The organism is Ruania alba (assembly GCF_900105765.1).
Taxonomy (GTDB): domain Bacteria; phylum Actinomycetota; class Actinomycetes; order Actinomycetales; family Beutenbergiaceae; genus Ruania; species Ruania alba.
The window spans coordinates 343419-355438 of the sequence record NZ_FNTX01000001.1 but is presented as its reverse complement, the minus strand read 5'-3'; the positions used below and the strand labels follow the sequence as shown (position 1 = coordinate 355438).

Annotated in this window: 11 protein-coding genes and 1 pseudogene; 6 read left to right on the top strand and 6 right to left on the bottom strand. The window is 69.5% G+C overall.

The features are described from left to right. Positions 1-78 precede the first annotated feature (78 nt). Positions 79-819 (bottom strand): TetR/AcrR family transcriptional regulator, encoded by a 741-nt coding sequence (locus BLU77_RS21680; protein ID WP_175476901.1) that lies wholly within the window; start codon positions 817-819, stop codon positions 79-81. A gap of 123 nt (positions 820-942) precedes the next feature. Between BLU77_RS21680 and BLU77_RS01625 the strand changes: the two genes are divergently transcribed. Further along, the gene (locus tag BLU77_RS01625) at positions 943-3996 is read left to right on the top strand and encodes a glycoside hydrolase family 2 TIM barrel-domain containing protein (RefSeq protein ID WP_089771400.1); all 3054 of its coding nucleotides are present in this window, start codon (positions 943-945) and stop codon (positions 3994-3996) included. On the opposite strand, the pseudogene BLU77_RS23140 reads toward BLU77_RS01625, so the two are convergent. Further along, a pseudogene (locus tag BLU77_RS23140) lies at positions 3971-4372 on the bottom strand (acetylxylan esterase); the annotation flags it as partial. The gene BLU77_RS01625 and the pseudogene BLU77_RS23140 sit on opposite strands and share 26 nt — an antisense overlap. Before the next feature lie 256 nt (positions 4373-4628). Between BLU77_RS23140 and BLU77_RS01620 the strand changes: the two are divergent. Next, positions 4629-5486 carry a hypothetical protein gene (locus BLU77_RS01620; protein ID WP_139177519.1) on the top strand — a complete coding sequence of 286 codons (858 nt, stop codon included), beginning with the start codon at positions 4629-4631 and terminating at the stop codon, positions 5484-5486. 438 nt (positions 5487-5924) lie between these two features. Here the strand turns inward: BLU77_RS01620 and BLU77_RS01615 are convergent, their stop codons facing one another. Beyond that, positions 5925-7085 (bottom strand): PrsW family intramembrane metalloprotease, encoded by a 1161-nt coding sequence (locus tag BLU77_RS01615; protein WP_175476900.1) that lies wholly within the window; start codon positions 7083-7085, stop codon positions 5925-5927. 72 nt (positions 7086-7157) lie between these two features. On the opposite strand from BLU77_RS01615, the gene BLU77_RS21945 reads away from it, so the two are divergent. The 4 genes from BLU77_RS21945 (at position 7158) to BLU77_RS01595 (ending at position 10250) form a co-directional block, all read left to right on the top strand. Beyond that, a complete protein-coding gene (locus BLU77_RS21945) occupies positions 7158-7421 on the top strand; it encodes a hypothetical protein (RefSeq protein ID WP_175476899.1) in 264 nt (87 codons plus the stop codon). A 108-nt stretch (positions 7422-7529) separates the two neighbouring features. After that, a complete protein-coding gene (locus tag BLU77_RS01605; protein WP_089771396.1) occupies positions 7530-8726 on the top strand; it encodes a class I SAM-dependent methyltransferase in 1197 nt (398 codons plus the stop codon). Positions 8727-8764: 38 nt separating this feature from the next. Next, positions 8765-9916, top strand: coding sequence for a glutamate--cysteine ligase (locus BLU77_RS01600; RefSeq protein ID WP_089771395.1), 1152 nt, complete (start codon positions 8765-8767; stop codon positions 9914-9916). A 34-nt stretch (positions 9917-9950) separates the two neighbouring features. Continuing rightward, positions 9951-10250: a putative quinol monooxygenase gene (locus tag BLU77_RS01595; RefSeq protein ID WP_089771394.1), complete on the top strand. Its 300-nt coding sequence runs from the start codon at positions 9951-9953 to the stop codon at positions 10248-10250. A 129-nt stretch (positions 10251-10379) separates the two neighbouring features. Here the strand turns inward: BLU77_RS01595 and BLU77_RS01590 are convergent, their stop codons facing one another. The 3 genes from BLU77_RS01590 to BLU77_RS01580 form a co-directional block, all read right to left on the bottom strand. Then, positions 10380-10928 carry a hypothetical protein gene (locus tag BLU77_RS01590; RefSeq protein ID WP_089771393.1) on the bottom strand — a complete coding sequence of 183 codons (549 nt, stop codon included), beginning with the start codon at positions 10926-10928 and terminating at the stop codon, positions 10380-10382. A 97-nt stretch (positions 10929-11025) separates the two neighbouring features. Next, a complete protein-coding gene (locus BLU77_RS01585; RefSeq protein WP_089771392.1) occupies positions 11026-11664 on the bottom strand; it encodes an HAAS signaling domain-containing protein in 639 nt (212 codons plus the stop codon). Then, positions 11664-12005, bottom strand: coding sequence for a PadR family transcriptional regulator (locus BLU77_RS01580; RefSeq protein WP_089771391.1), 342 nt, complete (start codon positions 12003-12005; stop codon positions 11664-11666). The genes BLU77_RS01585 and BLU77_RS01580 overlap by 1 nt, the downstream gene beginning before the upstream one ends. Between the last annotated feature and the right edge of the window lie 15 nt (positions 12006-12020).

The window sequence follows — 12020 nt, the reverse complement described above, 5'->3', positions numbered from 1 at the left end:
GTGGGTGAACGCTCCTCCACGAGGGAGGAACCTCAGGGACTAATCTAGGCACGGATTAGCACTCGGTCAAGGTGAGTGCTAAAGCGTCTCGTTCGTGTCGCCGTCGGCGATGACATCAGCGCCGCTCGGCCGGCGTTCTTGCCACCAGCGACCGAGCTGGTCCGGGGTGGCCAGCACGCCGGGATCGGTGAGCACCAGGCGGAAGTAGTCGCGCAGCACGTCCGCTGCCCGGATCACCTCGGGGTCGTACAGCGCCTGGAGCTGCACGCCGTCCCAGAGCGCCACCACGGTCACTGCGGCCACCGCAGGATCCACGTCCGGGCGGAGCAGGCCCGCGTCGGCGAGCGCCTCGAACTCGTCGGCGTACTGCCCGCGGAGCACGGCGAACCGCCCCGCGAAGTAGCCGCGAGCCGGATGGTCCTGGGTGGCCGCCTCGGCGGTCAGCACCCCGTAGAGACGCACCAGGTGCGGCACATCCTCGTTCGCGATCGCCTGACCCACCACCCGATCGGGAAAGGAGTGCTCCGGTCCGGTGAAACGTACCGAGTCCCGGTGGGTCATCGTGGCCCACAGCAGCTCGTTCTTGGTGGCATAGAAGTGCAGCAGGCTGGACGGGCTGATCCCCGCTCGCGCCGCGATCGTGCGGATCGTGGCACCCCGGTACCCCTGCTCGGAGAACACCTCGACCGCTGCATCCACGATCCGCCGGCGCCGCTCGGCGGACTTGCGGTACGGCCCGCGGCGACCTCGGCCGGCGCCGTGCTCGATGCCGGGTCCACCCGCTTGTGCCGCAGGGTCGAGCGCGCTCGGTTCCGGCACGTGGGCCTCCTCGTCGCCTGGCTGCGTGGACCCCTTCAGGCTACCGAATGAATCTCGAACGCTTGATCGGGTTTGTGTTAGCGTCGTCGCGGAGTCGCCACGCACACCTCGAGGAGCCCCGCTGTGAACCACCCGCACCTGTCTTTCGCCCCCGCCTCCGGAGCCGTGCAGGCGGCACGATCGTGGGTCACCAGTGACGCCCCCCGGATCGACCTCGCCGGCGACTGGCAGTTCCGTCTCTCCCCCGCCGTCCCGGGAACGCCGGGTGGCCATGGGGTGCTGGGCGAGGAAAGCCCGACGGCGTTCGCCGCCCCGGACTTCGACGCCACCGGGTGGGACCGGCTCGCCGTGCCCTCGCACTGGGTGCTGGCCGAGGACTTCCGGTACGGGGCACCGATCTACACGAACGTGCAGTACCCGTTCCCGGTGGACCCGCCCTTCGTGCCCGACGAGAACCCGACCGGGGACTACCGGCGCACCGTCGAGGTCCCGGCACCCTGGCGCGAGTCCGGCCGGGTGCTGCTGCGCTTCGACGGCGTGGAGTCCTTCGCGCAGGTGTGGGTGAACGGCCACGAGGTAGGCACTTTCTCCGGCAGTCGGCTCGCGCACGAGCTGGATGTGACCGACGTGGTCTCAGCGGGTGCGAACACGATCGCCGTCCGGGTGACTCAGTGGTCGGCTGCCAGCTATCTCGAGGACCAGGACCAGTGGTGGCTGCCCGGAATCTTCCGCGACGTCACCCTGCTGCACCGGCCGGCCGGGGCGCTCGAGGACGTCTGGCTCACCGGTGATTACGAGCCGGCCTCCGGGGCAGGCACCCTGGTGCCCGAGGTCCGGGCGGAGCCGGGTGCCTTCCCGGTGCGCCTGCAGGTCCCCGAGCTGGGTGTCGACGTCACGTGGGCCGCGCCCGAGGAGGTCGCCCCCGTGGCGATCGACCAGGTGCAGCCGTGGTCACCCGAGGCCCCGACCCTGTACGACGTCACCGTCTCCTCCACCGCCGAGACTCTCTCCCTGCGCACCGGTTTCCGTCGCGTGCAGATCGACGGCGACCGATTCCTGGTGAACGGCCGTCAGGTCACCTTCTCCGGGGTGAACCGGCACGAGACGCACCCCGACCGCGGGCGCGTCTTCGACGAGGAGTTCGCCCATGCGGACCTCGTGCAGATGAAGCAGCACAACGTCAACGCGATCCGCACCAGCCACTACCCGCCGCACCCGCGCCTGCTCGACCTGGCCGACGAGCTGGGCTTCTGGGTGATCCTGGAGTGCGACCTGGAGACGCACGGGTTCCACCAGGGCGACTGGGTGGACAACCCCAGCGACGATCTGCGTTGGCGGGAGGCCTACCTGGACCGGATGGAGCGCACCCTCGAGCGGGACAAGAACCACCCGAGCATCGTGATGTGGTCGCTCGGCAACGAGGCGCACACGGGCACCAACCTGGCTGCGATGGCCGAGTGGGTGCACGGGCGCGACCCGAGCCGCCCGGTGCACTACGAGGGCGACTACCAGGGGGTCTACACCGACGTGTACTCCCGGATGTACGCCACCGCACCGGAGACCGCGTCGATCGGCAGCGACGACGACACCACACCCCTGCTCGCCTGTTCCGCCGCGGAGAGCGCGCGCCAGCGCAGCAAGCCGTTCCTGCAGTGCGAGTACGCGCACGCCATGGGCAACGGCCCCGGCGGCCTTCTCGAGTACCGGGAGCTGGTGGACCGCCACCCGCGCCTGCACGGCGGCTTCATCTGGGAATGGCGCGACCACGGGATCCGCACGACGACTGCCGACGGCACCGAGTACTTCGGGTACGGCGGCGACTTCGGCGAGGTCGTGCACGACGGCAACTTCATCATGGACGGGATGGTCCTCTCCGACGGGACCCCCTCCCCGGGTCTGATCGAGTTCGCCGCGGTCGAGGCCCCGGTGCTCATCTCCCCGGCCACCGACGGCGTGGCCGTGGTGCGCAGCCGTCGCTTCGTGGCCGACACCTCCGACCTGGACGTCCTGTGGAGCGTGGACCACGACGGTCGCCCGGCGGCCGAGGGGCGGGTCGCCCTGGCCGATGAGTCCGGCGCCCCCATCCCCGCCGGTGGCACTGGCGCGGTGCGCCTGTTCTCCGAGCTCCCGACGGCGGAGCCCGGCACTGAGCGGTGCGTCACCGTGGCCGTGGTGCTGCGTGAGCAGACCCCGTGGGCACCGGCCGGACATGTGGTGGCCCGGGCCCAGTGGCAGGTGGACTCTGTGAGCGCTGTCGGCACCTTCGGTGCCGCTCCTGCTCGGGTGAGCTCCGCCGTCGGGAATGACGGCTCTCCCGCCGTCCTGGACGGGCCGACCCTGACCACATTGGCCGGGGCACCGGTGCGCGGGCCGGAGGTGGAACTGTGGCGCGCCCCCACCGACAACGACGAGGGCGGCGAGTTTCCCAGCTACGACGAGGGTGACCCGCAGGACTTCACGAACCTGCACCGGGCGCCGTCGTCGGCCGACCAGTGGCGCGGGGCAGGGCTGGATCGACTGGTGCGTCGCGTGATCGACGTCTCCGGCGACGATGCGCAGACCGTGGTGCAGCGGCGGGTGTCCGCCGCACAGAGCCGGGCCGCGATCGACGTGACCGAGCGGTGGACCACCGAGCGGGCCGCCGACGGGGTGGTCGAGGCGGTGCTGCGGGTGAGCATGACGCCGAACACGCACTGGGAGTACGCCTGGCCCCGGATCGGCCTGCACCTGGAGCTGCCCACCGATGTGGACGGGGCGTCCTGGTTCGGGCTCGGCCCGCACGACTCCTATCCGGACACCATCACGTCGCCGTGGCTGGGCCGGTTCAGTGCCGACATCGACGACCTGACGGTGAGCTACGCACGGCCGCAGGAGTCGGGCCACCGCAGCGGGCTGCGGGAGCTGGTGCTGCGCCGTGGCGGTGCGGACTGGCTGCAGGTGAGCGCGGACGCCGACGTGCGGGGCCGCCGCCCCGGCTTCGTGCTCAGCCGGCACAGCGCCCACGAGGTCAGCCGGGCGGCACACCCGCACGAGCTGCCCACTCCGACGGCGCACCACCTGTACCTCGACGCCGCGCAGCACGGGCTGGGGTCCCGGGCGTGCGGGCCGGACGTGTGGCCGCCGGCGATGCTGCGCCCCGAGGCACGCACGCTCACGGTGCGGTTCCGCGCCCTCTGACCCGAACCAGCGGGCGCGCAGTCACTCCACCTGGCAGTGCCACTGACGGAACGCTCCCCTTCGTCCCCGTTGAAGCCGTACCACGATCTCCTCGTCGGCGGGCATCGCTTTGAAGGCGGCGAGACGGTCGCGAGCAGCTCGACCTCGTTCGTGAGTGCCACGAGAACCGCACCGGCGCCTGAATCTGCCGAGCGAGCACAGCGCCGTCCAGGTAGGACAGCGCGGTCAGCACCTTCTCGACCCGGTCCCGGTGGATGGATAGATGGCGGGTGATCTCAGCGATCGGCGCCCGCGGGTCGTGCCTCGGCACGCGAGAACGATTTGCGAGCCGAACGAACGCGCTGCCGCAGAAGCATGGGCGGCATCGGGCGCGCGCAGAGGCACAGGCGCATGAGCGTCCGAAGCGGTGGGACCACTCAGCCGAGCAGCGTGGGGCATCGCCGAACGGCGCGTCCCAGGCCGGTGCCCGCGACCAGTCCCGGCGTTGTGATCATCGCGTAGGCACTCGGCCCCACCACCGCGCTTTGCATGATCGATGTCTGTCAGCAACGTCGCGATGACCGACGGGTGGGTCGCCTTGTGGGAACTTGCTGACCTGACCCGTGCGCAGCCTCCAAGTGTAGTGTGTACTCATGACACACTCTCGATTGGATGCTGTGCTCGCCCTCCGCCATGCCGTTGAGGTGGAGGAGCCAGCCGAGGTCATCGCACTTGCCCGGACTGAATCCGACACTGGCACCAAAGTCACCACTGGCTTCATATCCCGACAAGGGCGCGTCCTGGCGTGGAAGACATCCACGGGCGAGCACGTCCTGTACGGAGGCGCGATCCGAGTAGCAGACGACTACGGGTGGGAGTCAGCGGGAACACCTCGCGTTTACCTGTTCGACACCAACGACGAAGATGCGACCGCCGACGACGCTGTGCGGCTGTTCCTATCACAGAGCCTCACCAACGGCGGAGCGGAGCGGTTCGCAGGCTGGCGTGAACGAATCGTCGCGCTGATCCCTGAAGAGGTTGGCGCCAAGGAATCGAAGATCATCCGCACGCTTGCAGACGGCACTCTCGAGCGAACCCACACGTACAACGTGCTCGACGCGTACTCGACCTACGCGAGGTGGGTCAACCAACTCGCGAACGAATTTGGCTCCACCGACGAGAACCTGGCCGCCGGCATCTCGATACCCGACACCGCACCGCTCGAACCGCTCACGCCGAACATCGTGCAGGCATGGCTGATGCGCGAAGCGGCTCAGGCGCAACTCGATCAGGCACGCGCGTCCCTGAAGTTCGGCCTTGCCGCGCAAGCGCGCATGCATGAACACACCAGCCCTGACACCGATGCCGACGTGTCGATCGCCGAACTCGCCCGTTCGCTACACACGGACCGACCCAACCTCACCCGGGCGATCAAGGCTGCCGAGGCCGACGCCAAACTCCGGAACCAGTTGGACGACATCGAACGCATGCAACTCCCAACCCGACGATGACGATCTTGCAGAACACGACACGAATCTGAGAATCCCCGGCCAACACGGGAACGCGGAAGTACTGGACAGGCGACCGCCTCACCAACAAGGTCGGCGAGAACCTCCACTATTTGCACGACCGAGTCGATCACTCGGCCGACCAGAGGATGGACGGGTACCGTTGCCACCACCCCTCCACAAGAACGCGCCTGCCAGTAGGAACCACGGCCCCACCTCCCCCGGTCTACCCACTCACGCGCGCCGTCACAGTCAGCGCCGTCACAATCACCAGCGGACCTGGCCGATCACGAGCGACTCAGGACGCCCGGCACACGGGTGGCGAGCGCATACCACGCCGTCAGAACAGCGCGGCGAGCACCCAGGGGCCCGTAGCATCGGTAGCAGCCACAAGTCCGGTCCTTACGCCCGAAATCTGGCCCGTTGGTCGGGTCGCGAACGTCATACTCCAAGAGCAGACTTGAACTGTGCGCGGGTCTGCCCGATCTGCTCCAGCAGCGCCAACTCGTCCTGCCGGGCACGGATCCCGGTGTGCCCGGTGTACAGATCCTGCCGGGCGTAGGCCAGCGCTACTGCGGCCTTCTGGAACTTCTTCATCGCAGTGGCCGCGGCCGGACCGCCACGCGCCGCCCAGGTCTTCGCCTGGCGGCGTCCCTGCATCGAGGTCAGCATGGTCACCTCCTGCGGCACCAGCCACCCGGACGGCACGTACTCGCTGAGCCGTTCGCCGACGAGCTTGACCTCGTTCTTGCGCAACCAGACCAGGATGATCGCCCACACGACCAGCGGCAGCCAGTTCACGAAGACGAACAGTGCCACCAGACCACCCAGGCCATCGGCGAAGCTGGCGAACCCGTTCCACGCCATGTGCAGAGCCACGGCGCCGATGTAGCCGAGCGGCATCAGCCACAGCCATGCCAGCTTGCTCTTGTGCCGGGAGGCGACGCCGAGGGCCACGCCGATGCATGCCGTGTAGATCAAGTGGCCGAACGGCGAGGCCAGGCCGCGCAGCACGAAGGTGAACGCCACACCATCACCGGCGCCGCCGAGGTACTGGATGTTCTCCACGAAGGCGAAAGCGGCGGCGACCACGGCGGCGTAGACGATCCCGTCCACGGGGCCGTTGAAGTGCCGGCGCCGGATCAGGAAGATCAGCAGCACGCCGAGGCCCTTCCACGCCTCCTCGATGATGGGGGCGCCGAAGATGGCCGGCATCAGCTCCGGCGCCATCGACGGGGCGAATATCCCACCCAGGAAGAGGCCGAACGGAGCGTTCATCAGGCTGGCGAGCCAGACCGAGATACCGCCGCCCCAGACGAACGCGGCGGCCATCAACAACCGTGGTTCGGGTTCCCAGCGGTCCACCCAGAGCACAGCGAAGCCGACGATGGCGAGGGGGATGAGGGAGAGGAAGGTGGCGACCACAATGCTGCCCACGCCCATACCGAGCGCCATCAACGCCACGATGGAGAGCACGCCGAGAGTGCCGAGCGAGAGCAGGATGATCTCGAAGACGACCCGACGCTTCCGCCGAGGCTGCTGGGCCTGCCGTCCCCACGGCTGCTGGGCCGCCGGAGCGTACTGGGCCGACGGCGGAGACACCGACACCGGCGCCGGTGCCGCCTGCACACCGTACGCGGACTGACCGGGGTTCGGGGCACCGCCGTAGTTCGCGTGGTACTGCCGAGGCAGTCCCTGCTGGACCGGCTGCTGGGGGTGCTGTCCCTGGTGCTGCGGGGGCTGCTGGGGCTGCGGGGCCTGCTGCGGCGGACCCTGCGGCATCTGGCCCGGTTGTTGGGGGTACTGACCCTGCTGCGGTGGGCCCTGGGGGTACTGACCCTGCTGCGGCGGCCCCTGCTGCGGGTAGCCCTGCTGCGGTGGGTACTGTCCGGGAGCTGGCTGCGGCGGCTGGCCCTCGGGATGGTGACCCGGTCCTGACTGATTCGGCGGTTGAGTGCTCACAGCGCGCACGCTAGCGGCTTTGGCGCGCTCGAGCGAGGGGACACGATGGGCTGAGGTCCCCAGTGCCCGTGACAGGATCGTCTGGTGGACCGCCGAACTCTCGCCCAGCTGCTCTCCCCCGAAGGGTGGATGCTCCTTGCCCAGCTTCCCCCGTACGAGGAGAAGCAGGCCTTGCAGCTGGCCGAGGGGCTACGCGCCCGCGGCCTCGATCCGGACCTCGTCTCCGGTGCCCTCACGCAGAGTCGCCTGCGCACCAAGGCACGCGCGAAGTTCGGTGAGTTCGCCGACGAGATGCTGTTCACTGACGCCGGCCTGGAGCAGGCCACCCGGTTGGTGGTGGCCGCACGGCACGCCCGCCGGTACGCCGAGGCCGGCGTGAGCTACGTGGCCGACCTGGGGTGCGGTCTCGGTGGTGACGCGATGGCGATGGCCGGCCTTGGACTGCGAGTGCTGGCCCTCGAGCTGGAGGAGGAGACGGCGGCGCTCGCCACGGTGAACCTGCGCGCCTTCGACCAGGCACAGGTGCGCCTGGGAGATGCAGCGACGTTCGACCCGCACGCCGAGGGTGTGGATGCGGTGTTCGCGGACCCGGCGCGGCGCACCCGGTCCGGCACCCGGGTGTTCGACCCGCGGGCGTACTCGCCCGACCTGGACACGTTGCTGGGGCTGCGCACCCAGGTGCCGAATCTCGGCCTGAAGGTCGGTCCCGGCATCCCGTACACCGCACTCCCCTCCGAGACGCACGCGCAGTGGGTGAGCGTGGACGGCGCCGTGGTGGAGGCCGGTCTGTGGTTCGGCGCACTGGCCCCGGAGGGCCCAGGCCGCAGCGCCCTGCTGCTGGCCGGCGGGCAGGCGCACACCGTCGCCGCCCCCGGTGACGCCGATGCGCGCGCTGCTCAGGCTCCGGCCGGCGATCTCGGCGCCTACCTGTATGAGCCGGACGGTGCCGTGATCCGTTCGGGCCTGGTGGCGCGGGTGGCCGAGCAGCTCGAGGGCACCCTCGTGGACGAGTCGATCGCCTACATCACCACACCGACGCACCGGAGCACCCCGTTCGCCGTCGGATATCGGGTGCTGGACTCCTTCGACTTCGGTCTGAAGCGGCTGCGGGCCTACCTGCGCACCCGCAACGTGGGGCGACTGACCATCAAGAAGCGAGGCACCGCCGTCGTGCCGGACCAGCTGCGACAGCAGCTGGCCCTCCGCGGGGAGAACGAGGCGACCATCGTGCTCACCCGGTTGCGCGGAAAGCAGAGCGTGCTCGTAGTCGACCCGCTGTAACGGGCGACGCGAGGCCCTCGCGATGGAAAGATGACCGGGTGACGATCGACTTCTCCCCCTCCGCACGCTCCACGCTCGGCATCGAGTGGGAGCTCGCGCTGGTGGACACCGATACCGGGGACCTGCGTCAGGTGGCCCAGACGGTGCTGGACGCGGTGGCCCCGGCGGACGGGTCGCAGCACCCGACGATCCGCCAGGAGCTGCTGCTGAACACGGTGGAGATCGTCTCCGGAGTGTGCCGGACCGTGCCGGAGGCGATGGCAGACCTGGCTCGCAGTACCGCCCTGGTACGGGAGGTCGCCGACCCGCTCCGGGTGGAGCTGATGTGCGCGGGCACGCACCCGTTCGGGCACTGGGGCTCGCAGAAGGTCACCGACAAGGAGCGCTACGCCACCCTGATCGACCGCACCCAGTGGTGGGGGCGGCAGATGCTCATCTACGGGGTGCACGTGCACGTGGGGATCGAGAGCCGGGAGAAGGTGCTGCCCATCCTCGGGGCGCTGCTCTCGTACTACCCGCACCTGCTCTCCCTCTCGGCGTCGTCGCCGTTCTGGGACGGGCGGGACACCGGATACGCCTCCAACCGCGCGCTGCTTTTTCAACAGCTCCCGACGGCGGGGCTTCCGTTCACGACCGTGCGCACCTGGGCGGACCTCGAGCACTATGTGGACGACATGCTGCTCACCGGCGTGATCGACGACTTCGACGAGGTGCGATGGGACCTGCGTCCCTCACCGAAGTTCGGCACCCTGGAGATGCGCATCTGCGACGGCATCTCGAACGCGTTGGAGCTCTCCGCGGTGGCGGCGCTCACCCATTGCCTGGTGGAGAAGTTCTCCCGGATGATCGATGCCGGTGAGCCGCTGCCACAGATGCCGGCGTGGTTCCTGGCGGAGAACAAGTGGCGTTCGGCCCGGTACGGGATGGAGGCGATCATCATCCTGGACGAGGCGGGCAACGAGGAACTGGTGACCGACGCGCTCGAGGCCGTGCTCGCGGACCTGGCCCCGATCGCCGCGGACCTGGGCTGCGAGGTTGCGCTGGACGGGGTGCGGGAGATCATCCGCACCGGTGGGTCCGCGGCACGGCAACGGATGATCGCGGCGGCGTCGGCACCTGGCGACCTGGCGCCGGTGGTGGGGCACCTGGTGCGCGAGTTCCACGCCGGCCGCCCGCTGGACCCAGCCTGAACAGTAGTGTCGACGCAATGACGAGGAGCCGACGATGAGCGACGAGCGCGTGATCCTGACCGCGACCTTCACGGCCCGGCCGGGCGAAGCGGACCGGGTGGCCGACCTGATTCGCGAGTACGGGGAGTTCGTCCGGACCGAGCCGGGGAACGTGGTCTTCGACGTCTCACGGCTGCGAGAGGTGCCGGAGAAGTTCTTCGTCTACGAGATCTACCGCGACGAGGCCGTATTCCAGGCACACCTCGACACCGAGGAAGGGCGGGTGTTCAACGAGGACCTGACCCCGCTGATCGTGGAGCCGCACTCGGACCTGACGTTCCTCGTCGCGGTCTGACTGCTCAGGCTGGCGGCCAGGCCGCCGCGCGACAGATCCCGCGGAGGCTCCGGTCGGCAGCGGTAGTCCATGCCTCGAGGAGGCGGGCGAGGTCGTCCAGGTAGGGGCTGGTGCGGTCGAGGACCCTGGTTATGCCCTCTCTCCCGAGGTGGTGGTCGCCGCGACGGTGCGGGCGTGCTGGGCGGCACGGCGGCCGCCGCGGATGGCGAGGATGAACAGGATGATGAGCGCGATCAGGCCAAGAACCGGAGCCAACTCGAACCGCCCGGTGAGCGCGTAGAACGTGGTGCTCGCCAACCCGATCGGCGCTACCGCAGCGCCCAGCACCTTCTCCAGCGGAGTCCACAGGCCGGACGCGATGAACAGGGCCACGACGACCGCCAACGGTAGCAAGCCCATCGGAAAGAGTGAGAGCGCTCCGAGAATGAACAGTCCGATCGCGACCACGGGCGGCACCCAACGCCCCAGCAGCCGTTCCCGCCTTGAGGTGGCGACGGCCCCGGCTGGAGGGCTATCCGGCGCGGTGCTGATCCCGTGCCCGTTGTCTGTGGGCCGCTCCGCCAGAGCCGCCTCCGCGACCGCCCCCGGTGAGCCGAGCTCGCTCAGGATGCGGTTCACATCCTCCTCGGAGGCCCCGCTCCCCACCTCCGCGAGCGCAGCACCGATGTGCTCACGCACCGAGTCGAGAACCTCGGCGCGCGCTCGGCAGGGTCCATACCGTCGAGGAGGCGGGCGAGGTCGACCAGGTAGCGGGCGGTGCGGTCGGTGGTCATAGTCATGAGCTCTCTCCCGAGGGGGTGGTCGCCGCGACGGTGCGGGCGTGCCGGGCGGCGCGGCGGCCGCCGCGGATGGCGAGGACGATGAGGATGGCAATTGCTACCGGCAGCAGCACGAGCCCCGGAATCAGAACCCGGTCCGTTCCGGTGAGCACTCCGATCGTGGCCATCGGAAGCCCCACGGCGGGGACGATTGCGCCCAGCGCTTTCTCCGGGACTGTCCACAGACCGGAGAGGATCAGAAGTGCGATCAGCGCAGCCAACGGGAGCCATCCCGCAGGACTAATCGAGACAAGGCCGCCGAGAAAGAGCCCAATCGTCACGGTGGGTGGCACCCACCGCCGCATCAGTTGCTCCCGCCACGTACCACCGAATGCACCCGGCGTCGCAGGTCCACGAGACGTCGGTCCCGGCCGCTCCGCCAGCGCCGCCTCCGCGACCGCCCCCGGCGAGCCGAGCTCGGAGAGGATGCGGTTCACGTCTTCCTCGGTGGGCTCGTTCCCCACCTCCGCGAGCGCGGCATCGATGTGCTCGCGCACCGAGTCCAGCACCTCCGCCCGCTCGGCCGGCTCCAGGGCGGCGAGCAACCGGGCCAGGTCATCTTGATAGCGCTGCGTCCGTTCGATCGCAGGTGTCATCACGTCCCCTTCCCCACAGTGGTGTCCACGGCCGTGCGGAACGGTTCCCAAGCCCGCACGAACACGTCCAGGGCGCGTTCGCCGTCGGGTGTGACCGTGTAGTAGCGGCGGGGCGGCCCGGAGGTGGACTCCTGCCACCGGGTCTCCACCATGCCGGACTTCCGTAGCCGCGCGAGCAGCGGGTAGAGCGTGCCCTCCCCGCCCGCGAGCACACCGTCCTCGGTGAGCTGCCGAGCGATGTCCCGACCGTAGGAGGCGCCACCCCGCAGCGAGGCGAGCACGCAATACTCCAGCGCGCCGCGCCTCAGGTTCGTGAGGATGCTCTCCTCGCCAGGTACCATGCGCCACAAGGTACC

Coding starts and splice junctions, on each gene's coding strand:
- BLU77_RS01620 (WP_139177519.1), top strand. CDS start 4,629: ATGACACACTCTCGATTGGATGCTGTGCTCGCCCTCCGCCATGCCGTT.
- BLU77_RS01595 (WP_089771394.1), top strand. CDS start 9,951: ATGAGCGACGAGCGCGTGATCCTGACCGCGACCTTCACGGCCCGGCCG.
- BLU77_RS01585 (WP_089771392.1), bottom strand. CDS start 11,664: ATGACACCTGCGATCGAACGGACGCAGCGCTATCAAGATGACCTGGCC.
- BLU77_RS01580 (WP_089771391.1), bottom strand. CDS start 12,005: ATGGTACCTGGCGAGGAGAGCATCCTCACGAACCTGAGGCGCGGCGCG.